The sequence below is a fragment of the Streptomyces sp. 5-10 genome (genome assembly GCF_014712245.1).
GTDB classification, from domain to species: domain Bacteria; phylum Actinomycetota; class Actinomycetes; order Streptomycetales; family Streptomycetaceae; genus Streptomyces; species Streptomyces violaceusniger.
Window position 1 is genome coordinate 82,483 of sequence record NZ_JACVYG010000006.1, and the last position, 25,001, is coordinate 107,483.

Annotated in this window: 23 protein-coding genes, 2 tRNA genes and 1 other RNA gene; 15 read left to right on the forward strand and 11 right to left on the reverse strand. The window is 70.8% G+C overall.

The annotated features are described in order from the left end of the window. Positions 1-26: 26 nt before the first annotated feature. Positions 27-111 (reverse strand) — tRNA-Ser (locus IEJ02_RS09500). Positions 112-184: 73 nt separating this feature from the next. Between IEJ02_RS09500 and ffs the strand changes: the two genes are divergently transcribed. The 10 genes from ffs (at position 185) to IEJ02_RS09550 (ending at position 11,235) form a co-directional block, all read left to right on the forward strand. Further along, positions 185-281: signal recognition particle sRNA small type (gene ffs, locus IEJ02_RS09505), an RNA gene on the forward strand. 75 nt (positions 282-356) lie between these two features. Then, positions 357-3,023, forward strand: coding sequence for a DNA polymerase III subunit gamma and tau (locus tag IEJ02_RS09510; RefSeq protein ID WP_191064354.1), 2,667 nt, complete (start codon positions 357-359; stop codon positions 3,021-3,023). 129 nt (positions 3,024-3,152) lie between these two features. Then, positions 3,153-3,488 (forward strand): YbaB/EbfC family nucleoid-associated protein, encoded by a 336-nt coding sequence (locus tag IEJ02_RS09515; protein WP_137978608.1) that lies wholly within the window; start codon positions 3,153-3,155, stop codon positions 3,486-3,488. A 201-nt stretch (positions 3,489-3,689) separates the two neighbouring features. Further along, positions 3,690-4,289, forward strand: a complete 600-nt coding sequence (gene recR / locus IEJ02_RS09520) for a recombination mediator RecR (protein WP_191064355.1) — start codon at positions 3,690-3,692, stop codon at positions 4,287-4,289. Next, positions 4,282-4,947 carry a DUF5063 domain-containing protein gene (locus tag IEJ02_RS09525; RefSeq protein ID WP_191064356.1) on the forward strand — a complete coding sequence of 222 codons (666 nt, stop codon included), beginning with the start codon at positions 4,282-4,284 and terminating at the stop codon, positions 4,945-4,947. Before recR ends, IEJ02_RS09525 begins: the two co-directional genes overlap by 8 nt. Positions 4,948-5,206: 259 nt before the next feature. Further along, entirely contained in the window at positions 5,207-6,487 is a 1,281-nt protein-coding gene (locus IEJ02_RS09530) for an aspartate kinase (protein WP_137978606.1), read from the forward strand. Next, positions 6,484-7,575: an aspartate-semialdehyde dehydrogenase gene (locus IEJ02_RS09535; protein ID WP_191064357.1), complete on the forward strand. Its 1,092-nt coding sequence runs from the start codon at positions 6,484-6,486 to the stop codon at positions 7,573-7,575. The genes IEJ02_RS09530 and IEJ02_RS09535 overlap by 4 nt, the downstream gene beginning before the upstream one ends. Before the next feature lie 498 nt (positions 7,576-8,073). Next, positions 8,074-8,649: a SigE family RNA polymerase sigma factor gene (locus IEJ02_RS09540; RefSeq protein WP_030829843.1), complete on the forward strand. Its 576-nt coding sequence runs from the start codon at positions 8,074-8,076 to the stop codon at positions 8,647-8,649. A gap of 155 nt (positions 8,650-8,804) precedes the next feature. Beyond that, positions 8,805-10,097: a DUF4232 domain-containing protein gene (locus IEJ02_RS09545; RefSeq protein WP_223863637.1), complete on the forward strand. Its 1,293-nt coding sequence runs from the start codon at positions 8,805-8,807 to the stop codon at positions 10,095-10,097. Positions 10,098-10,290: 193 nt separating this feature from the next. After that, on the forward strand, positions 10,291-11,235 hold the full coding sequence (locus IEJ02_RS09550; protein ID WP_191064359.1) for an SURF1 family protein: 945 nt from the start codon (positions 10,291-10,293) through the stop codon (positions 11,233-11,235). Here the strand turns inward: IEJ02_RS09550 and IEJ02_RS09555 are convergent. Beyond that, positions 11,141-12,997, reverse strand: a complete 1,857-nt coding sequence (locus IEJ02_RS09555) for a S9 family peptidase (RefSeq protein ID WP_370467012.1) — start codon at positions 12,995-12,997, stop codon at positions 11,141-11,143. The genes IEJ02_RS09550 and IEJ02_RS09555 overlap by 95 nt on opposite strands. Positions 12,998-13,095: 98 nt before the next feature. Between IEJ02_RS09555 and IEJ02_RS09560 the strand changes: the two genes are divergently transcribed. Continuing rightward, positions 13,096-13,470, forward strand: a complete 375-nt coding sequence (locus IEJ02_RS09560; RefSeq protein ID WP_191064484.1) for a nuclear transport factor 2 family protein — start codon at positions 13,096-13,098, stop codon at positions 13,468-13,470. A gap of 120 nt (positions 13,471-13,590) precedes the next feature. Here IEJ02_RS09560 and IEJ02_RS09565 read toward each other — a convergent pair whose 3' ends face one another. After that, entirely contained in the window at positions 13,591-14,868 is a 1,278-nt protein-coding gene (locus IEJ02_RS09565) for a cytochrome P450 (RefSeq protein WP_191064360.1), read from the reverse strand. 335 nt (positions 14,869-15,203) lie between these two features. Here IEJ02_RS09565 and IEJ02_RS09570 point away from each other — a divergent pair, with 335 nt between their 5' ends. Both IEJ02_RS09570 and IEJ02_RS09575 read left to right on the forward strand, forming a co-directional pair. Further along, complete coding sequence (locus tag IEJ02_RS09570; RefSeq protein WP_191064361.1) at positions 15,204-15,974, forward strand: VOC family protein; 771 nt, start codon at positions 15,204-15,206, stop codon at positions 15,972-15,974. Positions 15,975-16,196: 222 nt separating this feature from the next. Beyond that, entirely contained in the window at positions 16,197-16,583 is a 387-nt protein-coding gene (locus tag IEJ02_RS09575; protein ID WP_191064362.1) for a VOC family protein, read from the forward strand. Positions 16,584-16,646: 63 nt separating this feature from the next. Here the strand turns inward: IEJ02_RS09575 and IEJ02_RS09580 are convergent, their stop codons facing one another. The 5 genes from IEJ02_RS09580 to IEJ02_RS09600 form a co-directional block, all read right to left on the reverse strand. Then, a complete protein-coding gene (locus IEJ02_RS09580; protein ID WP_191064363.1) occupies positions 16,647-17,066 on the reverse strand; it encodes a DnaJ family domain-containing protein in 420 nt (139 codons plus the stop codon). A 65-nt stretch (positions 17,067-17,131) separates the two neighbouring features. After that, positions 17,132-17,731, reverse strand: coding sequence for a TerD family protein (locus IEJ02_RS09585; protein WP_137978601.1), 600 nt, complete (start codon positions 17,729-17,731; stop codon positions 17,132-17,134). After that, entirely contained in the window at positions 17,728-18,507 is a 780-nt protein-coding gene (locus IEJ02_RS09590; protein ID WP_191064364.1) for a hypothetical protein, read from the reverse strand. Before IEJ02_RS09590 ends, IEJ02_RS09585 begins: the two co-directional genes overlap by 4 nt. Before the next feature lie 90 nt (positions 18,508-18,597). Next, complete coding sequence (locus tag IEJ02_RS09595) at positions 18,598-19,173, reverse strand: TerD family protein (RefSeq protein ID WP_191064365.1); 576 nt, start codon at positions 19,171-19,173, stop codon at positions 18,598-18,600. A 175-nt stretch (positions 19,174-19,348) separates the two neighbouring features. Continuing rightward, positions 19,349-19,771, reverse strand: coding sequence for a TOBE domain-containing protein (locus tag IEJ02_RS09600; protein WP_191064366.1), 423 nt, complete (start codon positions 19,769-19,771; stop codon positions 19,349-19,351). 176 nt (positions 19,772-19,947) lie between these two features. On the opposite strand from IEJ02_RS09600, the gene IEJ02_RS09605 reads away from it, so the two are divergent. Then, positions 19,948-20,352, forward strand: a complete 405-nt coding sequence (locus IEJ02_RS09605; RefSeq protein ID WP_191064367.1) for a pyrophosphohydrolase domain-containing protein — start codon at positions 19,948-19,950, stop codon at positions 20,350-20,352. A 309-nt stretch (positions 20,353-20,661) separates the two neighbouring features. Here the strand turns inward: IEJ02_RS09605 and IEJ02_RS09610 are convergent. Further along, positions 20,662-20,735: transfer RNA gene (locus IEJ02_RS09610), tRNA-Pro, on the reverse strand. A gap of 95 nt (positions 20,736-20,830) precedes the next feature. Further along, entirely contained in the window at positions 20,831-21,760 is a 930-nt protein-coding gene (locus IEJ02_RS09615) for a metallophosphoesterase (protein ID WP_191064368.1), read from the reverse strand. Between the two features lie 77 nt (positions 21,761-21,837). Between IEJ02_RS09615 and IEJ02_RS09620 the strand changes: the two genes are divergently transcribed. Further along, positions 21,838-22,308 (forward strand): GatB/YqeY domain-containing protein, encoded by a 471-nt coding sequence (locus tag IEJ02_RS09620; RefSeq protein ID WP_137978596.1) that lies wholly within the window; start codon positions 21,838-21,840, stop codon positions 22,306-22,308. A 265-nt stretch (positions 22,309-22,573) separates the two neighbouring features. On the opposite strand, the gene IEJ02_RS09625 is transcribed toward IEJ02_RS09620, so the two are convergent. Then, complete coding sequence (locus IEJ02_RS09625; RefSeq protein ID WP_191064369.1) at positions 22,574-24,829, reverse strand: transglycosylase domain-containing protein; 2,256 nt, start codon at positions 24,827-24,829, stop codon at positions 22,574-22,576. Between the last annotated feature and the right edge of the window lie 172 nt (positions 24,830-25,001).

The window sequence follows — 25,001 nt, forward strand, 5'->3', positions numbered from 1 at the left end:
CTCGTTTTGCCTGTTCAGGCGAGGTGCGGAGGATACGAGATTCGAACTCGTGAGGGGTTGCCCCCAACACGCTTTCCAAGCGTGCGCCCTAGGCCTCTAGGCGAATCCTCCGCTGGAGACTCTACAAGACGATCGGGAGTGCTCGCGAACTCGTTCCCACCGGGGTCGATCAGCTAAGGTAGGGGCCAGCCCCTCACGTGGCGCTATCTCACCGAACTCCCCCAGGGCCGGAAGGCAGCAAGGGTAAGTGGGCTCTGGCGGGTGCGTGAGGGGCCCCTTGCGTCTGTGGGGCCGTGAAGGGCTGTGGGGATGCGGGTGTGGGCCCGTTGTCCGTGGTCCCCGATATCGTCGTAAGCGTGTCGTCCCTTGCGCTGTACCGCCGCTACCGACCCGAGACCTTCGCGGAGGTCATCGGGCAGGAGCATGTCACCGGCCCGCTGCAGCAGGCGCTGCGCAACAACCGGGTCAACCACGCGTATCTCTTCAGCGGTCCCCGCGGGTGTGGCAAGACGACCAGTGCGCGCATCCTGGCCCGCTGTCTGAACTGTGAGAAGGGTCCCACCCCGGCGCCGTGCGGCGAGTGCCAGTCGTGCCAGGACCTCGCGCGGAACGGGCCGGGGTCGATCGATGTGATCGAGATCGACGCCGCGTCGCACGGTGGTGTGGACGACGCCCGTGAGCTGAGGGAGAAGGCGTTCTTCGGGCCCGCGTCCAGCCGCTACAAGATCTACATCATCGACGAGGCCCATATGGTCACCTCGGCGGGGTTCAACGCCCTGCTGAAGGTGGTCGAGGAGCCCCCGGAGCACCTCAAGTTCATCTTCGCGACCACCGAGCCGGAGAAGGTCATCGGCACGATCCGGTCGCGTACGCACCACTATCCGTTCCGGCTCGTGCCGCCCGGGACGCTCCGCGACTATCTGGGAGAGGTCTGCGGGCGCGAGGCGATTCCGGTCGAGGACGGGGTGCTGCCGCTGGTGGTGCGGGCCGGGGCCGGGTCCGTGCGGGATTCGATGTCGGTGATGGACCAGCTGCTCGCGGGCGCGGCTGACGACGGCGTGACGTACGCCATGGCGACCTCGCTGCTCGGTTATACGGACGGCTCGCTGCTGGACTCGATCGTGGACGCCTTCGCGGCGAGCGACGGGGCGGCGGCGTTCGAGGTCGTCAACCGTGTGATCGAGGGGGGCAACGACCCCCGGCGCTTCGTCGCCGATCTGCTGGAGCGGCTGCGCGATCTGGTGATCCTCGCCGCCGTGCCGGACGCGGCGGAGAAGGGGCTCATCGATGCCCCGGCCGATGTGGTGGAGCGGATGCAGGCGCAGGCGTCGGTCTTCGGCGGCGCCGAGCTGAGCCGGGCGGCGGACCTGGTCAATGAGGGTCTTACGGAGATGCGCGGCGCCACCTCGCCGCGGCTGCAGCTGGAGCTGATCTGCGCCCGGGTGCTGTTGCCCGCCGCCTTCGACGATGAGCGGTCCGTCCAGTCGCGGCTGGAGCGGCTGGAGCGCGGGGCCGTCGCGGGCGGCCTGGGCGGCGGAGTCGGTGCCGGTGGCGGTATCGGCGGTGGTGGCGTCGGCGGTGGTGGCGTTGCGGGGCCCGGGCCCGCCATGGGGTACGTACCGGGGCCCGACGCTCACGCTCCCGTCGGTCCTCCCGCCGGTGGGCCGTCCGGCCCGGCCGCCGCGCGTGCGGCGATGGCCGGGGGCGGGCCCGGTCAGGGGCAGGCCCCAGGCGGTCCGGGGAGTTCGGACGGCGGTGAGGCGCCCGGCGGGTGGCCTGCCGGGGCGCGGCCCGCGGCGGACAGCGGTCCGGGTGGCGCCGTAGACAGTGGACAGCAGGGCGGTGCCCCGGCCGCGACCGCGCCCCCGGAGGGTGGCGGCGGGCAGCGGCCCGGAGCGTGGCCGTCGGGTGCCCAGGCCCCCGCCGCCGAGGGCGGCGGATCGCGGCCCGGAGCCTGGCCCACGGCAACTGCCCCCGGCTCCGGGGCTTCCGGGGCTTCAGGTGCTCCCGGTGGCGCGTCCGGTGCGGGCGGTGCCTCCGGTGGTGGCGGTGGTCAGGGCGCCGGGGCGCCCGCTCGGCAGCCCGGCGGCTGGCCCACGGCCACCGCGCCGGGGCAGGGTGGCGGCCCCTCCTCGCAGACGCCCGCGGCGCCCTCCGCGCCGACTGCCCCGAGCGCCCCGACCGCGCCTTCTGCCCCCGCCGCCGGGCCCGGGCCTTCCACATCCGCGCCGGGCGCACCGAGCATGGCGCAGGGCGCCGTCCAGGTGCGGCAGATGTGGCCGGACATCCTGGAGGCGGTCAAGAACCGCCGCCGCTTCACCTGGATCCTGCTGAGCCAGAACGCCACGGTGTCCGGCTTCGACGGCACCACCCTCCAACTCGGCTTCTCCAACGCGGGTGCGCGCGACAGCTTCGTGGGCGGCGGCAGCGAGGACGTCCTGCGGCAGGCGCTCCAGGACGCCATAGGGGTGCAGTGGCGGATCGAGGCGATCGTCGACCCCTCGGGGGGCGCCGGACAGCAGGGCGGCGGCCCCGGTGGCCCGGGCGGTTTCGGTGGTGCCGGTGGTCCTGGTGGCCAGGGCGGCCCGGGCGGTCAGGGCGGCCCGGGCGGTCAGGGCGGCTACGGCGGAGGCGGCGGCGGCTACGGCGGAGGCGGATCCGGTGCCGGTGGCGGAGGTGCCACCGGCGGTGGCGGCTTCGGCGGCGGGAGCGGCCCCGGCAGCGGCGGCGGCTTCGGCGGCGGTGGCCAGTCCGCCCCGCCCCGCCAGTCCGCCCCCCGGCCCGCTCCCGCCTCCCCGCCCCCGGCCGCGCCCTCCGCGTCCTCCGCGGCGTCCGGCTCCGCGGACGCGGGTCCGCCCCCCGAGGCGGCGGCGTACCGGGAGCCCGAGCCGCCGCGGGTCTCGATCGAGGACGACATGCCGGCCGAGGACGACCCGGACCTGGACGACACCGCGCTCAGCGGGCACGACCTGATCGTCCGCGAGCTGGGTGCCACGGTGATCGAGGAGATCGTCAACGAGTAGGAGGCGCGGGCCCCGCACCCGTGTCTCACGTCGCCGCGTCTCCTCCGTACGGCGTAGAGCAAGGCGCACTGGGAGCACGTAGGCTCGGGCTATCGAAGAGAACGACTGTCGAGCGCCAGGAGCGAAGCCGTGATCCCCGGTGGTGGCCAGCCGAACATGCAGCAGTTGCTGCAGCAGGCTCAGAAGATGCAGCAGGACCTCGCCGCGGCCCAGGAGGAGCTGGCCCGCACCCACGTCGAGGGTTCCGCGGGCGGTGGTCTGGTGAAGGCGACCGTGACCGGTTCCGGTGAGTTGCAGGGCCTGGTCATCGATCCCAAGGCCGTGGATCCTGAGGACACGGAGACCCTCGCGGATCTGGTCGTCGCGGCCGTCCGTGACGCCAACCACGCCGCGCAGGAGCTCCAGCAGCAGAAGCTCGGCCCGCTCGCCCAGGGGCTGGGCGGTATGCCCGGGCTCCCGTTCTGACCTTCGGGTTCTCCGGGACCGGCCGTACGAGTCGCGGCGACCGTACGAGTCGCGGCAGCCGTACGAGTCGCGGCAGCCGTAAGAGTCGTCGCGGCGGCCCGGCCGCAAGAGCGTGGCGTCCCCCGGCCGTGAGGGCACGGCGCAACCGAATATTCATGTGAAGTACGGCCACCGCGCGTCGGCGCGAGATTGGATGAAGGCGTGTACGAGGGCGTGGTCCAGGACCTCATCGACGAGTTGGGCAGGCTGCCCGGCGTCGGTCCCAAGAGCGCGCAGCGGATCGCCTTCCACATCCTTCAGGCCGAGCCCACCGACGTCCGCCGTCTCGCGCAAGCGCTGACGCAGGTCAAGGAGAAGGTGCGGTTCTGCGCGGCCTGCGGGAACGTCGCCGAGGCCGAGCAGTGCCGCGTCTGCCAGGACCCCCGTCGCGACCCCGCGATCATCTGCGTGGTCGAGGAGCCGAAGGACGTCGTCGCGATCGAGCGGACGCGTGAGTTCCGGGGCCGCTATCACGTGCTCGGCGGGGCGATCAGCCCCATCGAGGGCGTGGGCCCGGACGATCTGCGGATCAGGGAGCTGCTGGCGCGGCTCGCGGACGGGACGGTCACCGAGCTCATCCTGGCCACCGATCCGAATCTGGAGGGCGAAGCCACCGCCACGTACCTCGCGCGCATGATCAAGCCCATGGGTTTGAAGGTCACCCGCCTGGCCAGCGGCCTCCCTGTCGGTGGAGACCTGGAGTACGCCGACGAGGTCACGCTGGGTCGTGCCTTCGAAGGGAGAAGACTTCTCGATGTCTGACGCAACGCTGCACGACGCCCACCCGGACCCGGACGACTTCGCGGTCCAGATCTCCGACCAGATCGAGAGCTTCATCGTCGCGGTCACCGAAGTCGCCAAGGGGGACGAGCCGGACAGCGCTGTGCCGTTCCTGCTGCTCGAGCTCTCTCAGCTGCTCCTCGCGGGCGGCCGGCTCGGCGCGCACGAGGACTTCGTCCCGGACGAGCGGTACGAACCGGACGCCGGCCCGGAGCCGGACGTCGACGAGCTGCGTGAGCGTTTCGCCCAGCTGCTGGAGCCGGTGGACATCTACTCGGAGGTCTTCGACCCGTACGTGCCGCGCAGCCAGCCGGTCGCCTGCCGGATCTCCGACGACCTGGCCGGGATCATCACCGATCTGCGGCACGGGATGGCGCACTACCGCGAGGGCCGGATCAGCGAGGCGCTGTGGTGGTGGCAGTTCTCGTACCTCTCCAACTGGGGGACGACCGCCTCGGCGGCCCTGCGCGCGCTGCAGTCGCTGGTCGCGCACGTACGGCTGGACAGCCCGCTGGACGAGCTGGACGGCCTGGACACGGACAGCAACGCGGGCGGTGACGAGGAGCTCGCGGAGGAGGCCGGCCGGGTCATGGCGGCGGAGATCGCGGGACCGCTCGGCCTGCGCTCGGGGCCGAGCTGAGGAGTGCCCGACGTCCGACCCTGTGAGCTGGGTTACGTTCCCGTGTGCTTCCGCGGTGAGCGGGCAGGGTTCGTCGCTGAGCGGGTGGGAGGGATGCGGGGAATCTCGCGTGTGCGTGGACGTCGCGCCGTGTGATGCCCCTCGCCTTCCCCTGATCACTTTGCGAGGCATTCGTCTCGCTATGTGATATTGGGAGGGCATATTCCGGCCGCTCGTTAGACTGAGCCGACCGCATTATTGAGAGCTGCGAGGAGCGCACGTGGGCCTTGTCGTGCAGAAGTACGGAGGCTCCTCCGTTGCCGATGCCGAAGGCATCAAGCGGGTCGCCAAGCGAATCGTGGAAGCCAAGAAGAACGGCCACCAGGTGGTCGTCGTGGTCTCCGCGATGGGCGACACGACGGACGAGCTGATCGATCTCGCCGAGCAGGTATCCCCGATTCCTACTGGGCGCGAGTTCGACATGCTGCTGACCGCGGGAGAGCGGATCTCCATGGCCTTGCTGGCGATGGCGATCAAAAACCTCGGTCACGAGGCGCTGTCGTTCACCGGCAGCCAGGCGGGAGTCATCACCGACGCGGTCCACAACAAAGCACGGATCATCGACGTCACGCCGGGCCGTATCCGTGACGCGCTCGAGCTCGGCGCGGTCGCGATCGTCGCGGGCTTCCAGGGCGTGTCCCAGGAGAGCAAGGACATCACCACCCTCGGCCGGGGCGGTTCCGACACCACCGCGGTCGCGCTGGCCGCGGCCCTGGACGCCGAGGTGTGCGAGATCTACACCGACGTGGACGGCGTGTTCACCGCCGATCCGCGCGTGGTGAAGAAGGCTCGCAAGATCAACGAGATTCCGTACGAGGACATGCTGGAGCTCGCCGCGAGCGGCTCCAAGGTGCTGCACCTGCGCTGCGTGGAGTACGCGCGCCGGTACACCATCCCCATTCACGTACGGTCGTCTTTCTCCGGCCACCAGGGCACCTGGGTGCGCAACCGGCCGGAAGCGGGAGAAGGAGAAGAAGGCATGGAGCAGGCGATCATCTCCGGAGTCGCGCACGACACCTCCGAGGCCAAGGTCACGGTCGTCGGGGTGCCGGACAAGCCGGGTGAGGCCGCGGCCATCTTCCGCACCATCTCCGACGCCGAGATCAACATCGACATGGTGGTGCAGAACGTCTCCGCCGCGTCGACCGGGCTGACCGACATCTCCTTCACGCTGCCGAAGACGGACGGCCACCGGGCGATGGAGGCGCTGACCAAGGCGAAGTCGCTGATCGGCTTCGACTCGCTGCGCTATGACGACCAGATCGCCAAGATCTCCCTGATCGGCGCCGGTATGCGCACCAACCCGGGGGTCACCGCGACCTTCTTCGAGGCGCTGTCGAACGCCGGGGTCAACATCGAGCTGATCTCGACCTCCGAGATCCGCATCTCGGTCGTCACCCGCGCCGACGATGTGAAGGACGCGGTCGTGGCCGTGCACAGCGCCTTCGGCCTGGACAGCGAGACCGACGAAGCGGTGGTCTACGGAGGGACCGGACGATGACCGGCCATGGCGGTGCCGCCGGGGGCGACAAACCCACTCTCGCGGTCGTCGGGGCCACCGGCGCCGTCGGCACCGTCATGCTCTCGATCCTCTCCGAGCGCGCCGACATCTGGGGCGAGATCCGGCTGATCGCCTCGCCCCGCTCGGCCGGCCGGAAGCTGACCGTCCGGGGCGAGCAGGTCGAGGTCGTCGCGCTGAGCGAGGAGGCGTTCGAGGGCGTCGACGTCGCGATGTTCGACGTCCCCGACGAGGTCTCGGCGCAGTGGGCGCCCATCGCGGCGAGCAAGGGCGCGGTGGCCGTCGACAACTCCGGCGCCTTCCGGATGGACCCCGATGTCCCCCTGGTGGTGCCGGAGGTGAACGCGCACGCGGCCCGGGTCCGCCCGCGCGGCATCATCTCCAACCCCAACTGCACCACCCTGTCGATGATCGTCGCGATGGGCGCGCTGCACGCCGAGTTCGGGCTGAGCGAGCTGATCGTCTCCTCGTACCAGGCGGTCTCCGGTGCGGGCAAGGACGGCATCGACGCCCTGCGCGAGCAGATCGCGCTGGTCGCCGGCACGGAGCTGGGCACCCACCCCGGGGACGTACGGCGGGCGGTGGGCGACACCGGGCCGTTCCCGGCGCCGATGGCGCTCAATGTGGTGCCGTTCGCCGGTTCGCTCCAGGAGGACGGCTGGTCCTCCGAGGAGCTCAAGGTGCGGAACGAGTCCCGCAAGATCCTGGGGCTGCCGGAGCTGAGGGTCACCGCGACCTGTGTACGGGTGCCCGTGGTCACCACGCATTCGCTGGCCGTGCACGCGCGGTTCGAGAACGAGGTGACGGTCGAGGCGGCGCACGAGATCCTGGCGGGCGCCCCCGGGGTGGTGCTGTGCGACAACCCGGCGGAGGGCGAGTTCCCGACGCCCGCCGACGCCGTGGGCACCGACCCCACGTGGGTGGGCCGGGTGCGGCGGTCGCTGGACGACCCCAAGGCGCTGGAGCTGTTCGTCTGCGGCGACAACCTGCGCAAGGGCGCTGCGCTGAACACCGCGCAGATCGCGGAGGTCGTCGCGGCCGAGCTGGCGGGCGGGGCCGCCACACGGTGACCCCGGGCCCGCCACTGGGTCAAGAGGGGGCCGGGACGCGGTAGTGGCCGGGCGCCGTAAGAGGGGGTCGGGACACGGTAGGAGGGGCCCGGACGCGATATGAGGGGGCCGGGGGACCGTAACGTGAGCGACCGTCTTAAAGTGACGTTTCACCAGTGCGTCGTCCCGCAGATGTGAATATCCTGTGCGCGTGTCACTGGCCTGGACCAGCTGAGCTGGGCCGTTGATGTGATCGACGTATTCGCTCCCCGCCCGCCGCAACCGGCAGTGGGCGGGGAGCGTCTTTCCAGCCGCCCCGCAGTGGGCGCTGGGATAACTGGGGCATTGGGGAAGAGTGGTGCGCATGGGGGCATTCAACGCATCGTCAAAAGCGGTGCCTCGCGCGTACAACCCTGACAGGGGGCGGCGTGTCCAACAGGCGTGGCAGAGGTATTCGGCATCGCAACGGTTCCAGGGCATGGCGGCGCGGCAGTACGCCCCCCGCGTGCCCCAGGTGGCATGCCGGTGATCGCGCCATGGCCGACGGCCCGCCCCGCGCACATCACAACAGGGCGCGAGGACACTGACGACGCGATGGCAGCGGGCACCACAGTCGATCACCTCACCGAGACCTACCGCGCCCACTATCGGTCGCTGCTCGGTCTCGCCGCGCTCCTTCTCGACGACACCGCGTCCTGCGAGGACGTCGTGCAGGAAGCGTTCATCCGTGTGCACTCGGCGCGCAAAAGAGTCCGGGATCCCGAGAAGACCCTCGCCTATCTGCGGCAGACGGTCGTCAATCTCTCCCGCTCCGCGCTGCGCCGGCGCATCCTCGGGCTGAAGCTGCTCTCCAAGCCGATGCCCGATATGGCCAGTGCCGAGGAAGGGGCGTACGAACAGCTTGAACGCGATCAACTGATCAAGGCGATGAGGGGACTTCAGCGCCGTCAGCGCGAGGTTCTCGTGCTGCGCTACTTCGCCGATATGACCGAGGCCCAGGTGGCCGAGACGCTGGGCATATCGCTCGGCTCGGTCAAGGCGTACGGCTCGCGCGGCATCGCGGCGCTCCGCGTCGCCATGGAGGCTCCGGCATGAACCACATCACATCCACGCCGGACCCGGGGGAGCCTGGCCGGCTCCACGGCCACGAGCCGGAATCCCGGGAGCCAGGGGAAACCACGGAGACGGGAGAGGCGACGGGGCCCACGGAGCCGGTAGAGGCGACGGAGTCTGCGGAGGCCGCGGAGTCCATGGCTGGCCGGGAGTCCGCCGGGTCCGCGGAGCCCGTTGAGGCCCGTGAGTCCGCCGGGTCCGCGGAGACCCGTGAGCCTGGGGATGCCCGTGAGGGCGCGGAGGCCCGCGAGCCTGCGGAGCCCGCGGGCGCCGGCCAGCACACCGGGTCCGGCGAGGAGCACACCGGGTCGGCCGAGGAGCACACCGGGTCCGCCGAGGCCACGGAGGGCAAGAAGTCCGCCGGGTCCGAGCCGGAGCGGGTGACGCCCTTCCGGATTCGGCTCGACGACGACGAGCCCGGCGGTGAGGACGAGGAGGCGCTGCGGCGGCTGCTGCACCGCGTCGTCGACGAGCTCGAGCCGTCCCCCGACTCCCTCGACCATCTTCGGCGCGCCGTGCCCGCCCGCCGTGCGCGGCGGCGCCAGGCCCTGGTCGGGGCCGTGGCGGCGGTGGTGCTCGGCTGCGCGGCCGTACCGGCGCTGGTGCACGTCGCGACCACCAGCGACAGTTCGAACGACCGCCCGGCCAACGCCGCCAGCAGCCACCGCACCCCTGAGGCCGGCGGCGGTCCGCACGGCGAGGGCAGCGGCGGCAAGGACGCCGACGGGCCCTCCGACACGGTCGAGGAGCACAAGGGCGGCAAGGGCAAGGACAAGGAGAAGGACAGGCCGTCGAAGGGCGAGGAGGGCGGCTCCGGCGGTGCGGCCCCCGACCCCACCAACACGCTGAACGCCACCTCTCCCACCTGCAGCCGCGCCCAGCTCACCAGCGGTGGCGCCGGATCGGTCGGAGCGGCCGACGCCGAGGGGCGGGTCTACGGCTCGTTCCGCGTCGTGAACGTCTCGGACCGGGCCTGCACGGTCGAGGGCAGCGGCTCGGTGGGTGTGAGCGCCCAGGGCGGTGCGGATGCTTCGCGGATCCTGGTCGTGGACCACACGGCGGGAGACGCGGCGGCGGGACTGCCCGACCCCTCCACCCAGCCGGGCACGCTCATCCTCAAGCCCGGCCAGGCGTACGAGGTCAAGTTCGCCTGGATCCCGGCGTCGGGCGGCGGCACCAGCGGCTGCTCCACCACCGGCACCCCGACCCCCGACCCCTCCACGGAGGCGGCCCAGGACGGACCGCAGGACGACCCCAGCACGGGCGATCCGGGCGGCACCCCGGGTGGCGGCGGCGGTGGCGGTGAGCCGCAGGACGCGAGCGTCCTGGTCAGCCATACGCCGGAGGCGGGCGACCCCGCCGCGGCGAGCGTGACGATCGGCGGCGCCTGCGCCGGAACGATCTACCGCACCGGTCTGCTGGCGTCCTAGAGCCCGACGCTCGCCCTCCACAGCCCGCCGACGTCCTCCCAGAGCCGCGGAGCAGCGGCCTCCCGGGGGCCTTGAGCCGGGAGGCCCCGCGGCCGTCCGGGTGCGCCCAGGCGGGATCCCGGGGCCGCGGCGTAGGGCTCTGTGAGGCGGCCCCGCCGCCGGGGCCGCGACGCGAGGCCCGTACCGTGGGGGTGTGTATCGGTTTCTGCTGACACCCCGCTGGTGGGTGATCAACGTGTTCACCCTGCTGGCGATCCCGGTCTGCCTCTTCATGGGCAGCTGGCAGCTCAGCCGCTTCGAGACGCGTGTCAACACGCACAACCAGCAGCAGGACGAGGCGTCCGCCGAGCGGAAGGCTGCGGCCCGGCCGCTGGGCGATCTGCTGCCGGTCACCGCGAAGACCTCCGGGGAGCGGGCCACCGCCACCGGCCGATACGACACCGCACATCAACTCCTCGTGCCCGACCGGCGGCTGGACGGCCGCGACGGCTTCTATGTGCTGACTCTGCTGCGCGTGGATGTGAACAACGACGGGGACAAGAACGGGGACAAGAACGGGGACAAGGGCGGGATCAAGGCCGGGGGCAGGGGAGAGGCCGAGGGCGGCGCCAAGGCGCTGCCCGTCGTCCGCGGCTGGCTCCCCGGCGACGCCGACGATCCGGCGGCCACCGCCAAGGTGCCCGCACCCCCCTCCGGCGAGGTGACCGTCACCGGTGCGCTGCAGGCGTCCGAGCACCAGGGCGGCGACGGGGTGAGCGCGAGCGGTGGCCTCCCCCGCGGTCAGCTGGGCATGATCAGCGCCGCCTCCCTGGTCAACCTGGTGCCGTACCAGGTGTACGACGCCTGGGTCACCTCCGCCGAGGCTCCCGGGGCTCTGAAGCCGGTGCCCCCCACGGTGGCGGAGGGCACCGGGCTCGACATCAAGGCCTTCCAGAACCTGGGCTACACCGGTGAGTGGTTCGTCTTCGCCGGTTTCGTGGTCTTCATGTGGTTCCGGCTGTTCCGCCGCGAGGCCGAGACGGCCCGCGATCTGGCCCTCGGCATCACGCCGCCCGAGCCGAGGGCTCCGACGGCGCCGGACGCGGACCCGACCCCAGATGACGCCGAGCGAACTCGATCTCCAAGCGCAACTGCTTGATCCGCTCCTCGACGACCAGCGAGCCGTGCCCCGCGTCATAGCGGTAGACCTCATGCGGGGTGCCCTGCCGCTCGAGCCGCTCCACATAGTTGTCGATCTGCCGTATGGGGCAGCGCGGGTCGTTCACCCCCGCCGAGATGTAGACCGGCGCCCGCACCTTCTCCACATAGGTCAGCGGGGACGACGCCTCGAACCGCTCGGGCACCTCCTCCGGGGTGCCGCCCAGCAGGGTGCGGTCCATCGCCTTCAGGGCCTCCATCTCGTCGTGGTAGGCCGTCACATAGTCGGCGACCGGGACCGCGGCCAGCCCCACCGCCCAGGAAGCCGGCTGGGTCCCCAGCCCCAGCAGCGTCAGATAGCCGCCCCAGGAACCACCGGCCAGCACCAGCCGCTCGGGGTCGGCGAGCCCGGAGCTCACCGCCCACTCCCGCACGGCCGCGATGTCCTCCAGCTCGATCAGCCCGACCCGGTGCTTGAGCGCGTCCGTCCACGCCCGCCCATAGCCGGTGGAGCCGCGGTAGTTGACCCGCACCACGGCGAAGCCGTGGTCCACCCAGGCCGCGGGGCCCGCCGCGAAGGCGTCGCTGTCGTGCCAGGTCGGCCCGCCGTGGATGTCGAAGACCGTGGGGAAGGGGCCCTCGCCCGCGGGCTTCTGCACCAGCGCGTGCACCCGCCCGCCGGGGCCGTCCACCCAGACGTCGGTGACCGGCACCGACTCCGGGGCGGTGAATCCGGGCGGGTCCAGCACCGTCCGCCCGCTCGTCGACCGCACCTGGGGCGGCTTCTCGGCCGACGACCACAGGAACTCCACCGTGCCGTCCGGCCGGGCCGTGGCGCCCGAGATCGTGCCCGCCGGGGTCTCCAGGCGGGTCAGCTCGCCGGAGGCGAGGTCGTACCGCCACAGCTCGCTGCGGGCCTGATGGCTGTGCTCGACCAGCAGCGCCGATCCGTCCGGGAACCAGTCCGCCCCCACGTCACCGGGCAGGTCGATCGCCAGCGCCGTCTCCACACCGGTCGTCGGATCCCACACCATGGGCTCCCACCGGCCGCGCCGCTGATGCCCGACCAGCAGCCGGGTGTCCCCCTCCACGGGCGCGAACCCCATCACGGACAGGCCCAGCTCCTCGGTGCCGCCCTTGGTGTCGTCCAGCTCCGCGACGGCCGTCCCGTCCGGCCGCAGGACCCGGATCGCCGAGTGCATCGCGTCGCCGTGCTCGGTGTGCTCGATCGCGATCAGCGTTCCGTCATGGGAGAGATCGCCGACTCCGGCGGACTCGCGGTGCCGGTAGATCTCCTCCGACTCGCCGCCCGGGCGCACCACATGGATGGTCGAGCCGTCCTCGTCGGTGGACCGCCCGACGACCGCCGTGCCGTCACGGCCCAGCGCGAGCCCCGCGGGGTAGGAGGGGGCCAGACCCGGGGTCGCGGGCTCGTCGGCCGGGCGCTCGTCCGTCTCGCCGCCGCTGAACGGCTGGCGCAGCCACACCCCGAATTCATCGCCGTCGGTGTCCGAGAACCACCAGATCCACCGGCCGTCCGGCGACAGCACCCCGTCGGTCGTCCCGTTCGGCCGGTCCGTGACCTGCCGCTGGGCACCGGTGGCCCGGTCCCATGCGTACAGCTCGTACGTACCCGTGGCGTTCGAGACGAACAGCGAGTGGTCCGGGGCGTCTTCCGCCCAGTCGGGCAGCCCCACTCGCGGCGCCCGGAAGCGCTTTTCCCAGTCCGGCATGGACTCCGTGCTCTCAGTCATGCCCACCATTCTGCGCCGCACCCCGACATGCGCGCTGGCGTCGCCCCGCGCCTGTGGATAACGTTCCCGGCGGGATGGACGCCAGGCCGCACACCGAGGGGGAGCTGATGGCCGACATAGCCGCGACGGTGGAGACGTACTGGGCAACGGCCCAGGCCAGGGACTGGCGGGCGTTCGGTGCCACCCTCGCCGACGACGTCCGCTACGAGCTGCCGCAGACCCGCGAGCGGGTGCTCGGCCGGGACGGCGTGGTCCGCTTCAACGCGGAGCACGTGGGCGAGTGGAGCCTGGAGGTCGAGCGCGTCATCACCGACGGCGATCAGGCGGTCTCCTGGGTGAGTTTCAGCGTGGACGAGGAGGAGACGCAGGCGATCAGCTTCTTCACCGCCTCGGCGGACGGCCGGATCCAGACCATCACCGACTTCTGGCCGGCGTCGTACGAGCCCCCGCGTGAGCGCGAGCACTTGGTCGAGCGCTTCTGAATTCCCTCCCGATATCGGATACCCGATACCCGCTACCCTCCCACCCCTCCGGCCCCCGCCCCCTTCCCTTCACCCCGTCCCCCTCCCCTCCCGTTCGCCCCGTCCCCTCCCCGGGCTCGGCTACCTCAGCAGCACCGGCAGCTCCTCCACGCCGTAGACGATGGAGAGCTTCCGGAACGAGAGCTTCTCCGCCGGTACCGCGAGCCGCATCTCCGGGAACCGCCGTATGAGCGCGGGGTAGGCGGCCCGGAGTTCCATTTTGGCCAGCTCGGCGCCGATGCAGCGGTGGATGCCGTACCCGAAGGCCAGATGAGAGGGGGCCTGCCGGTGCGGATCGACCCGCTCCATGTCCGGTCCCAGCTTCTCGTCCCGGTTGGCCCCGCTCAGTGAGCACAGCACCAGATCGCCGGCGGATATCCGGGTGCCCGCGATCTCCATGTCCTCGCGGGCGAACCGCGGGAAGGCCACCTGCACCACCGTGAGGTAGCGCAGCAGCTCCTCCACGAACGGGTCCACGACATCGTCCTGGTCACGTATCGCGGCGAAGTGCTCGGGTGCCTGGAGCAGCACCAGCGTGCCGAGCGCCAGCATGCTCGCGGTGGTCTCCAGACCGCCGGTCAGCACCCCGTCGGCGAGCCCGGCCAGCTCCTGGTCGTCGAGCTCGTCGCCGTGCTCCTGCACCAGCATGCCGAGCAGCCCGTCGCCGGGCGTCTCACGCTGCTTCCGCACGATCCCGTGCAGATAGGAGAGGGAGTCCGACATCGCGCCGAAGGAGGCGTTCGCCCCGCCGAAGAGGTCGAACCGCGCCGTGCTGTGGCGCTGGAAGTCATCGCGGTCCTCGTACGGCACACCGAGCAGTTCGCAGATGACCAGCGCGGGAATGGGAAGCGCGAATGCCTCCACGAGGTCCACCGGGCCCTCGGCCGCGGCCATCTCGTCGAGGCGCTCCTCCACGATGGAGTGGATGCGCGGGGTGAGCCTGCTGAGCCGCCGCATGGTGAATTCGGGCGTCAGCAGGCGTCGCAGTCTCGTATGCGTCGGTGGATCGCTGAAACCGAGACCTCCCGGATTCTGCTGCGGGGCGACGCCGATGTTCCGTTCCGCGAGGTTGGTGAAATCGGAGCTGAAGCCCTTCGCCTTTCCGAGCACCGCCTTGGTCTCGTCATATCCGGTGACAAGCCAGGCATTGATACCGAAAGGCAGCCATATCTTGCTGATGGGTTCCTTTGCCCTGGTTCGGGACAGATCGGAAATGGGGTCGAGGCCGTCGCGCCTCAGCGGTGCCAGTGTGGCGTCCGGGAGGAACGACATCTTGGACAAGTCGAAGCCGTTCTTCTGGATTCTCGAAAAGTACTTGCGGCCCAGCCAGGCGACGATGTTTGAGCGGAGATTCGACATGGCGCAATACTGCCCTGCCGTGCCCGGACGGCCGTGCTCCGATGCTGGACGCGCTCCGGTGTGATGCGCCACAACGGCGTGTGCTCCCTCCCCGTGCGGGCACTCCGGAGAGCGCATCGGCGGGCGCACGGGTGGGCACGCCGGTGGGCACGCCGGTGGGCGGGAAGGTGGCGCGGGCCGGGAAATCAGAGGAAGGTGTACATATCGGGCACGATGCGCGAGCGATGACGGCTGCCTGCGGGACGTCTGTGGCGCCCCCAGGGATACGAGTGAGGTGAGCGGCCTTGCGGGAGAGGTTCCGTGCTGTCCAGGGCGCGCCCTGCTGGGTGAGTCTCATGGCAGCGGATCTGGACCGCGCGCACCACTTCTACGGAGAGCTCTTCGGCTGGGGCTTCCGCCCCACCCGGCAGGGGCACGGCCGTTACACCATCGCGTACACCGAGGGCGGCGTACCGACCGTCGGCATCGGCGCCTCGTCCCCGTCGGCGGGGGTGAGCCTGCCGGTCATCTGGACCACGTACTTCGCGGCGGACAGCGCGGACGAGGTGGCCTCACGCGTCCAGGAGCGCGGTGGCACGGTCGCGGTCGGGCCGCTGGAGTTCGGCAGCGGCCGGGTGGCCTGGGCGGCCGACCCGGACGGGGCCAACTTCGGCATCTGGGAGGGCGATCTGACCTCCGCCTGGTGGGGCGAGCGCAGACCGGGCGCGCCCGTATGGCTGGAGCTGCGCACCCGTGACGCCTTCGAGGCGGCGCTCTTCTACGGGCAGGTCTTCGGCTGGGACACCCAGGGGCGGGAGCGCTGCGACGTCCGCTTCGAGCACGACCGGGTGGTCCTCCATATCGACGGTAAGGCGGTCGCGGGGCTGCGCGGCGGCGCCATCGAGGCCGCCCCGGACCCGAACGTCCGGCCCCGCTGGCGGGTCTACTTCTGTGTGAAGGACGTCGACGAGGTCGCCGAACGCGCCACGGAGCTCGGCGGCGGCGTCCTCGCCCTGCCGGCCGACACCCCCTATGGGCGCATCGCGGCGCTGCGCGACCCGGAGGGCGGGATCTTCAGCGTGGCGGCCGTGCGGAAGGGGCCCGCGGACGGGGATCCCGCCGACTGAGGCGAGGCTGAGGCAGAGGCTGAAGAGAGGCCCGAGGGGAGACCCGAGGCTGAGGAGAGGCCCGAGGCCGAGGAGAGGGCTGAGGCTGAGGAGGAGGGGGCAGGGGCCCTCGACGGCCGTAGGCGGCGGCGCCTACGATCGGGAGTACGGCATCGCGTGTCGGTCACCGGCTGGGTGAGGCATGGAGGTGCCCGTGAGATTGCCTTACGGAGGCATTCCACAGTGTCTGTCGAGTTGAATCACACGATCGTCCATTCTCTGGACAATCACGAATCCGCCGAATTCCTGGCGAACATTCTTGGCCTCGAGGTCGGGAAGGAATGGGGCCCGTTCGTTCCGGTGGAGACCAGTAATGGTGTCACCCTGGACTTCGCCACCATTCCCGGCGAGTCGATCGTCATGCAGCATTACGCGTTCCTCATCTCGGACGAGGAGTTCGACGCGGCCTTCGCGCGGATCCGGGAGCAGGGGGTCACGTACTACGCCGATCCCCATCTGAAGCAGCCGGGCGAGATCAACCACCATCACGGCGGGCGCGGGCTGTACTTCATGGACCCGGCCGGTCATGGCATGGAGATCATCACTCGCCCGTACGGCAACGAGGAGTAGTCCGGGGCGGGCCCGAGGCTCTGGACTGCGGGTGGGCCGGGGCACGCATCCCGGCCCACCCACTCAGCCCTCCTCCGCCCGCTCGCGGTCCCGGCGTTCCCGCCACGCCCGTACGGCCTCGTCGATGTCGAAGGGCGCGAGATTGAGCGGCGGGCCGGGCGGGGGCCGCCGGATCGCCTCCCGGATCTTGTCATTGACCTCCGAGAGGATCTCCCGCACCATTCGCTCCGACGGCGCCTTCTCCACGGCGGCGAGCGCGTCTTCCGCCTCTTTGCGCAGTACGAGTGTCGGCGGCAGAAACGACAATTTCTCGCGGGCCATCTTCTCCTTGACCCACCACAGATCGTCGTAGGGCTTGTCGAGATGGGGGAGGGGCTTTCCCTTGCCCTTGAGGTTGGCGAACGCGCCGCGTTCCTCCGCCTCGCGGATCTGTCGGTCGGCCCACGTTTCGAAACTGATGCCCGGTGGCTTTCGCTCGGTCACCCTCAGATTCTCCCTCGGGTGGCGCGAAGCGCGCCACAGGCCGTATCGGCGGCAGGGGTGACCGGTCAGAGGTGGGAGGCGAGGACCGGCAGCAGATCCTGGAACGTCCGCCCGGTGGCGGGCGCGCCGATCGCCGACATCTGCCAGCCCCCGCTCGCTCCGCCCGTCCCGCCGGCGCGGTGAACCTTGGCCATGACCTGGGCCGTGTACGGGCCGCCGCCGCTCAGGGTGTAGCGGGCCAGCTCCTGGCCGTTGGTTTCGTCGACCAGACGGCAGAAGGCGTTCTGCACCTCGGCGAAGGTCTGTCCGGAGAAGGAGTTCACCGTGAACAGGATCTGATCGACATGGACCGGAACGCGCTGCAGATCGATCAGGATCGATTCGTCGTCGCCGCCCTGACCGGCGCCGCCGACGAGGTTGTCGCCGGTGTGCCGTACGGATCCGTCGTCGCTCGTCAGATGCTGGAAGAACACGACGTCCACGGCTTCGCGTCCGGCGAAGAGCACGGCCGAGGCGTCCAGGTCGATCTCCTTGGCGGTCAGCCGGGCGAGGAACCCCTTCCGCGGCGCGGCCTGCCAGCCCAGGCCCATGCGCACCGCGGTGAGCTCACCCCCGTCGGACTTGCTCAGGCTGATCCGCTGACCCTTGGCCAGGTTTACCGTCATGTGGTTCCTCTCTCGCTCTTCTGACTCGTCCGGGACGGGCTGTGCGACCTCTCCAGCCGGTCGCGCAGAAACGGCAGGATGCCGCGGTGAAGAAGGGCCCTCAGCCAGGCGTCACGGGCCGTGGCCACGGCCGCGTCATCCCGGCGCCTGACGTAGGGCGGGTGCGTGGGTGGATGCGGGTGGATGCGTAGGGGCCGGTGGAGGCGTGGACGCCCATGAGGGCGCGGGCGCTGGTCGGGGGCCGAGGTGCGGTGGCGTACGGCGGTGACGAGCAGACAGGCCGCCCCCACCACCAGAGTGAACGCCGCGATCGTCGCGCTGGTCAGCCCGGCGGTCAACAGTGCGTCGGCCAGCTCCCGTTGGGAGTCGAGGAGCCCCAGCAGCCCGCCGAGGAGCAGAAAGGCCGCGGTCGAGGCGCCGGCCAGAGCCGGGGTGAGGACGGCGAGCACGGGCAGCAGTCCCCTGACGCCTGCCGAGGGGGCGGGCGAGCCGGACAGGGCAGCTACGGCGGGCGCGGTGGACGCGGCGGGCGCGGCGGGCGCTGAAGTCGCCGCGGCGGCGCGTTGCCGGAGGTACGCGGCGTATTCGGGCGCGGCGGCCGTCGCGATCAGCTCGCTCGCCACGAGCGCCTGGGTGCGCAGCCGTTGGACGTCCGCGTCCCCGGTGGCCCCGTTGCGCCGCAGGGCCTCACGGATCTCCGCCGTACGCAGCGCCTGGTGCAGCGCCCGCTCGAAGTCGGGCCTGTCCTCGGCCTGTAAACCGGGTGGGGCGGTCATGTCCGCGCTTCCTCGATGAGTAGGAATGAATCGGCCGCCGGGCCTGCCTCAGGGGGAAGGCCGGGCCCGGCGGCCGCAGGAGGGCGTCAGTCAGAGATTGACGCCGAAGTCGGATGCGATGCCCGCGAGCCCCGAGGCGTACCCCTGGCCGACCGCCCGGAACTTCCACTCCGCGCCGTTGCGGTAGAGCTCGCCGAAGACCATCGCCGTCTCGGTCGCGGCGTCCTCGCTCAGGTCGTAGCGGGCGAGTTCGACGTTGTCGGCCTGGTTGACCACCCGGATGAAGGCGTTCCGGACCTGGCCGAAGTTCTGGTCGCGGCTCTCCGCGTCGTGGATGGAGACCGGGAAGACGATCCTGGCGATCTCGGCGGGCACGGCGGCCAGGTTGACCTTGATGGCCTCGTCGTCGCCCTCGCCCTCACCGGTGAGGTTGTCGCCGGTGTGCTCCACGGAGCCGTCGGGGCTGGTGAGGTTGTTGTAGAAGACGAAGTGCCGGTCGGACGCGACCTTACCGGCCTCGTCGCACAGCAGAGCGCTCGCGTCGAGGTCGTAGTCGGCGCCCGTCGTCGTCCGCACGTCCCAGCCCAGGCCGACGAGGACGGCGCTCAGGCCCGGCGCCTCCTTGCTCAGCGAGACATTGCCGCCTTTGGACAGGGAAACTCCCACGATCTCCTCCTGGTGCTCGGTGGACCGGAGTCAAAATCTACAGCACTGTAGAAATTCGTGGGGCGGGGGAGGGAGGGGTTGGCGAGATCTGGGCGGGTGAGGGGGCGAGGGCAGTGGCCCATCCGGCCGTCCGGCTCACCACCCCACTACCCCACCACCCCAACGCCCATCGGCCTTACACGGTGGCGAGCGACACCTCGGTCGACTTGATCAGAGCGGTGACGCGACTGCCCTCGGCGAGCCCCAGCTCCGCCGCCGCGTCCTGGGTGATGGCGGCCGTGAGTTCCTGGCCGCCGCCGATGTCGATGACGACGGTGGCCATGGCGGCCCCGAGGGTGAGGCGGCTGACGGTGCCCGGGAAGCGATTGCGGATGCTCAGCCCCGAGACCTCCCCGGTGGCCAGGGCCACCTCGGTGGCCTTGGCCAGCGCCGTCACCTCGGAGCCCTCCCCGATGCCGAGCTCCTGCACGGCACTCATGGTCACGGCGGCAGTCACGACCTGCCCCCCGGCCAGCCGCCCCTGGACCGTGGCCATGGCCTCGCCGGGCGTCACGGACACGACGGTGGCGGGGAGCTGATTGCGGATGCTGAGACTCATGGGTGCACCACCCCGGAGGCGGAGGTCGAGGACCTGATACGCCTCACCCTAGGCACCCGCCCAAGGATCCGCGCGCCGACGCACGACGGCCCCACGCGCCGCACTGCGCTGGGCGGCGCCCGCGCACCACCCCTCAGCCGCACCCAGCACCCCACCCCCCGCGTACGATCGGATGAATGCGCCGCTCTCCCGCCGACCTCGTCCGCGAATTCCACCTGGCCTTCGGCCTCGACGCCCGTACGACCCCCACCGAGGTCTCACCGGAACTCGCCGCCCACCGCCAGGACCTCCTGGCCGAGGAGTGCGCCGAAGTGGCCGAGGCGAGCGCCCACGGCACCCTCGACCACCTCGCCCACGAACTGGCCGACGTCGTCTACGTCGCCTACGGCACCGCTCTGGTCCACGGCATCGACCTCGACGAGGTGATCGCCGAGATCCACCGGGCCAATATGACCAAACTCGGCCCCGACGGCCGCCCCACCCTCCGCGCCGACGGCAAGGTCCTCAAGGGCGCCCACTACCAGGCCCCCGACATCCCGGCCGTCCTCCGCCGCCAGGGCTGGACCGACGCGGCCGAATAGGCGTCCCGCCCGACGCACGCCCCGTCGAGGCCGTGAAGTTGGGCAGCTACCGCCGGGCCAAGGGACTTGGATTCACGTACGTCTGCCTGCCGCGCCACGACGAGTACGTCAACGCCCGGTCCGGCTCGTCCGAGACGGCACCCGAGCGACAGCAACTCGCCCGCAGCCAGCCCTTCGTGGCCATGACCCGAGCACGTGACCCGACCGAACGATCATCGCGGCGCCCCGGCCGTCACCGACCGACTCCGAAACGCGTCAGGGGCCCGACCCGCTTACGCGGATCAGGCCCCTGACCTGGTGTTCCTTCAGTCGGGGTGGCGGGATTTGAACCCACGACCTCTTCGTCCCGAACGAAGCGCGCTGCCAAGCTGCGCTACACCCCGAAGCAACGAGCTCTACTTTAGCGGACCTATGGCCAGAGACGAAATCCGGTTTTCGAGGTCCCGCAGGTCGGGGCGGTCCCGGTGGGCGGGTGGGGTCAGGGGGTCTGGGGGGTGAGGGTGAGCAGGGTGGCTTCCGGGGGGCAGGCGAAGCGGACCGGGGTGTAGCGGTTGGTGCCGCAGCCCGCGGAGACGTGGAGGTAGGAGGTGTGGCCGCCGGCCTGGTGCTGGGAGAGGCCCTTGACCCGGCGGGCGTCCAGGTCGCAGTTGGTGACCAGGGCGCCGTAGAAGGGGATGCACAGCTGGCCGCCGTGGGTGTGGCCCGCGAGGATCAGGGGGTAGCGGTCCGCGGTGAAGGCGTCGAGGACGCGCAGATACGGCGCGTGGACCACGGCCAGGGAGAGATCGGCGCCCGACTCGGGGCCGCCGGCCACCTCGGCGTAGCGGTCGCGCTTGATGTGGGGATCGTCGAGGCCGGTGAGGGCGATCTCGATGCCCTCCAGCTTCAGCCGGCCGCGGGTGTTGGACAGCCCGACCCAGCCGGCCGCGTCGAAGGCGTCGCGGAGCTCCGTCCACGGGTTGTGGATGGCGCCGACGACCGGGGGGTTGCCGTTCAGACCGTGCTTACCGCTGGCCTTCTCCAGCAGATAGCGGGCGGGGTTGCGCGGTTTCGGACCGTAGTAGTCGTTCGAGCCGAAGACATACGCGCCGGGGAACTCCATCAGCGGGCCCAGCGCGTCCAGAACCTCCGGCACGCCCTCCGTGTCCGAGAGGTTGTCCCCCGTGTTCACCACGAAGTCGGGGCGCAGCCCGGCCAGGGACTGGAGCCAGCGCTGCTTCTTGCGCTGTCCGCTCACCATGTGGATGTCGGAGACCTGCAGGACGCGCAGGGGGCGCATCCCCCGCGGGAGCACCGGAACGGTGATCCGCCGGAGCCTGAAGGACCGGACTTCGAAGCAGGCGGCATAGGCGAGACCGGCCGCGCCGACCGCCGTGATTCCCAGTGGTACTCCGTATCGCGCGCGCATGCCGTCCATGGTCGCAGAACGCCGCCGGGGGAGAAATCTTCGGGTGATTCCCGGCCAGTGCTGGCACACTCGACGCCATGACCACCACGCTCAAGTCCAGGCTGCAGGACGATCTCACCGCGGCGATCAAGGCGCGCGACGAGCTGCGCTCCTCGACTCTCCGGCTCACCATCACCGCGATCACCAAGGAAGAGGTCGCGGGCGAGAGCGCACGTGAGCTGTCCGACGCCGAGGTGGAGAAGATCGTCGCCCGGGAGGCCAAGAAGCGCCGTGAGGCCGCCGAGGCGTTCGAGAAGGGCGGCCGCGCCGAGCAGGCCGAGCGGGAGCGGGCGGAGGGCGAGGTGCTCGCCGAGTATCTGCCGAAGCCCCTTACGGACGACGAGCTGAACGCCCTGGTGGCCGAGGCGGTACGGGAGGCCGCGGCGGGCGGCGCGGAGGGGCCGCGGGCCATGGGCGCCGTGATGAAGATCGTGAACCCGAAGATCGCCGGGCGGGCGGAGGGCGGCCGGGTCGCCGCCGCGGTGAAGCGGCAGCTCGCGGGCGGGTAGCCCCGCCCTGAGGCCGCGCCTTGTCGCGTTGTGTTACGAGGTGCGTGCGTCGCGTTGATGGGTGGGCGTGCTCGGCGCTGTGGGCTCGTGGGCGCCGTAAGGCTGCCACGGCTCCCATCGCGGCCGTAAGGCTGCCACGGCCCTCATCGCGGCCGTAAGGATCCCCGCGCGCGCATAAGAGCCGTAAGGATCCCCGCGCGCATACATAAGAAGGGGGCCGGACATCTCCGTCCGGCCCCCTTCAGCGCTCCATCACGAGCCACCGCTACCGCGGAAAGCGCCAGCCACCATTCCCGTTGCCGTTCCCGCCGTTCCCATTGCCGCCGCCGATCAGGTCCGGGGGCAGGGAGATGTCCGGCCACGGGTTGTCCTGGCCGCCGTTGTCGCCGTTGTCGTTGCCCTTGTCGCGGCCCGGCCTGCGGTCGCCCGGCTTCTTGTCGTCGTGGGGCTTGCGCTGGTTCGGGTCCTTGATCTGGACGTTCACGAAGTCCGGCGCCGGCTTGCCGTCCAGCGCGCCGCTCATCGCGTCCTTCCAGATCGGGCCCGGGGTGTCCGCGCCGTAGACCTTGTCGTGGGGGACGCCGCCGATGGTGATGTTCTCCATCTTGACGCCCTTGGAGCCCGGGCCGCCGACCCACACCGCACCGGCCATGTTCGGGGTGTAGCCGACGAACCAGGCGGCCCTGCGCTCGTCCGTCGTACCCGTCTTACCGGCGCTCGGACGGCTCTGGAGCCCGGCCTGCTTGCCGGTGCCGTCCTCGACCACTCCGCGCAGCAGCGTGTTGATGGTGTCCGCGGTCTTCTCCGACATCGCGCGGGAGCACTTCGACTGCGGCACCTTCAGCTTCTTGCCGCCGGGGCCGGTGATCGAGTCGATGAAGACCGGGGAGCAGTAGACACCGCGGTTGGCGAAGGTCGCGTAGGCGTTGGCCATCGTCAGCGGCGAGAAGCCCTCGGAGCCGAGGGTGACGGAGGGCACCTGGTTGTGCTCCTTGCCGTCGGCGCGCTTCGCCCCCATCTTGTCGGCCATCCGCGTCACCGGGCAGACCCCGATGTCGCTGATCAGCTGGACGAAGTAGGTGTTGACCGACTTGGCGGTCGCCTCCTTCATCCCGTACGGGCCGACCTCCTTCTCGTTCTCGTTCTCGACCGTCGCGCCCTCGTCGTTGCTCCAGGTGCCCTTGCAGGTGGTGACCGGGCTCGGATACTTCATCTTGTACGGCGAGGAGTAGCGCTGGTACGGCTTCTTGCCCTGCTCGATGGCGGCCGCCGCGGTGATCGGCTTGAACGTGGAGCCGACCTGGAAGCCGTAGTTCGAGCCGCCCATGGACTTGTCCGCGGACAGGTTGATCTGGGTCTCGTTCTCGCCGAAGCCGTACGGCCTGGACTGGCCCATCCCCAGCACCTTGCCGGTGCCCGGCTCGACCAGCGTCACCGCGGTGGCCACCGGGTCGGACTGGTAGACATGCTTCTTGATCGACTTCTGGACCGACTCCTGGGCCTGCGGGTCGAGCGTCGTGCGGATCGTCAGACCGCCCTGGGTCCAGCGCTTGGCGCGCGCCTCCGCGGTCTTGCCGAAGGTCGGGTCGTTGAGCAGGGTCTCGCGGACGTAGTCACAGAAGAACCCGGCGCCCTTGACGGCCGTGATGCAGCCGCTCCTGGGCATGCTGACCTTGAGGCCGAGCGGCTTCTTCTGGGCCGCGGCGGCCTGCGCCGGGGTGATGTCCTTCACCTCGGCCATGCGCCGCAGAACGGTGTCGCGGCGTGCCTTGGCGGCGTTCGGGGCGTTGATCGGGTCGTAGCGGCTGGGCGACTGGACGAGACCGGCCAGCAGCGCCGCCTGCTCCAGCTTCAGATCCTTGGCGGACTTGCTGAAGTAGCGCTGCGAGGCCGCCTCGATGCCGTACGCCTGCTGCCCGAAGAAGGTGATGTTCAGGTAGTTCTCGAGGATCCGCTTCTTGCCCAGTTCCTTCTCGACCTTGATCGCGTACTTCAGTTCCTTGATCTTGCGGCCGATGGACTGCTGGGTGGCCTCGGCGACCTTCTCCTTGTCGTCGCCCGCCTCCTCGACGAACACGTTCTTCACATACTGCTGGGTCAGCGTGGAGGCGCCCTGGGAGACGCCGCCGTCCTGCGCGTTGGTGTTGACCGCGCGCAGCACGCCCTTGAGGTCGACCGCCCCGTGTTCGTAGAAGCGGGCGTCCTCGATCGCGACGATCGCCTGCCGCATGTACGGGGCGATGTCCTTCAGCTTCACGATCGTCCGGTCGCGGGAGTAGACCTTCGCGATCTCCCCGCCTTCGGCGTCCAGGATCGTGGTCCGCTGGCTGAGCGGCGGCGTCTTGAGATTGGCCGGAATTCCGTCGAACTCCTCGACCGTTCCCTTGGCCGCGAGGCCGAGCGCCCCGACGGCGGGAAGCGCGAGCCCGGCCATCACGGCACCGGCCAGCGCGCTGACGCCGAGGAACTTGGCGGCCTGTTGAGCGGTGGACAGCCCTCCGCTCGAGCGCGTGTTTCCCATAGGACGCAGCCTACGTCTCGAATCGCCGGACAGGGGACCGGGTGTTCGCATAAGCTGTTTCACGCCAGTCACAGCTGTGTGGCTGAGCCACACCTCCACCCTCACTCAAGTGAGCGATGAGAGCTGCCCGGATTGCGGCCCCCTGTCCCGAGCTGCCCGCTGTTCGGTGCGT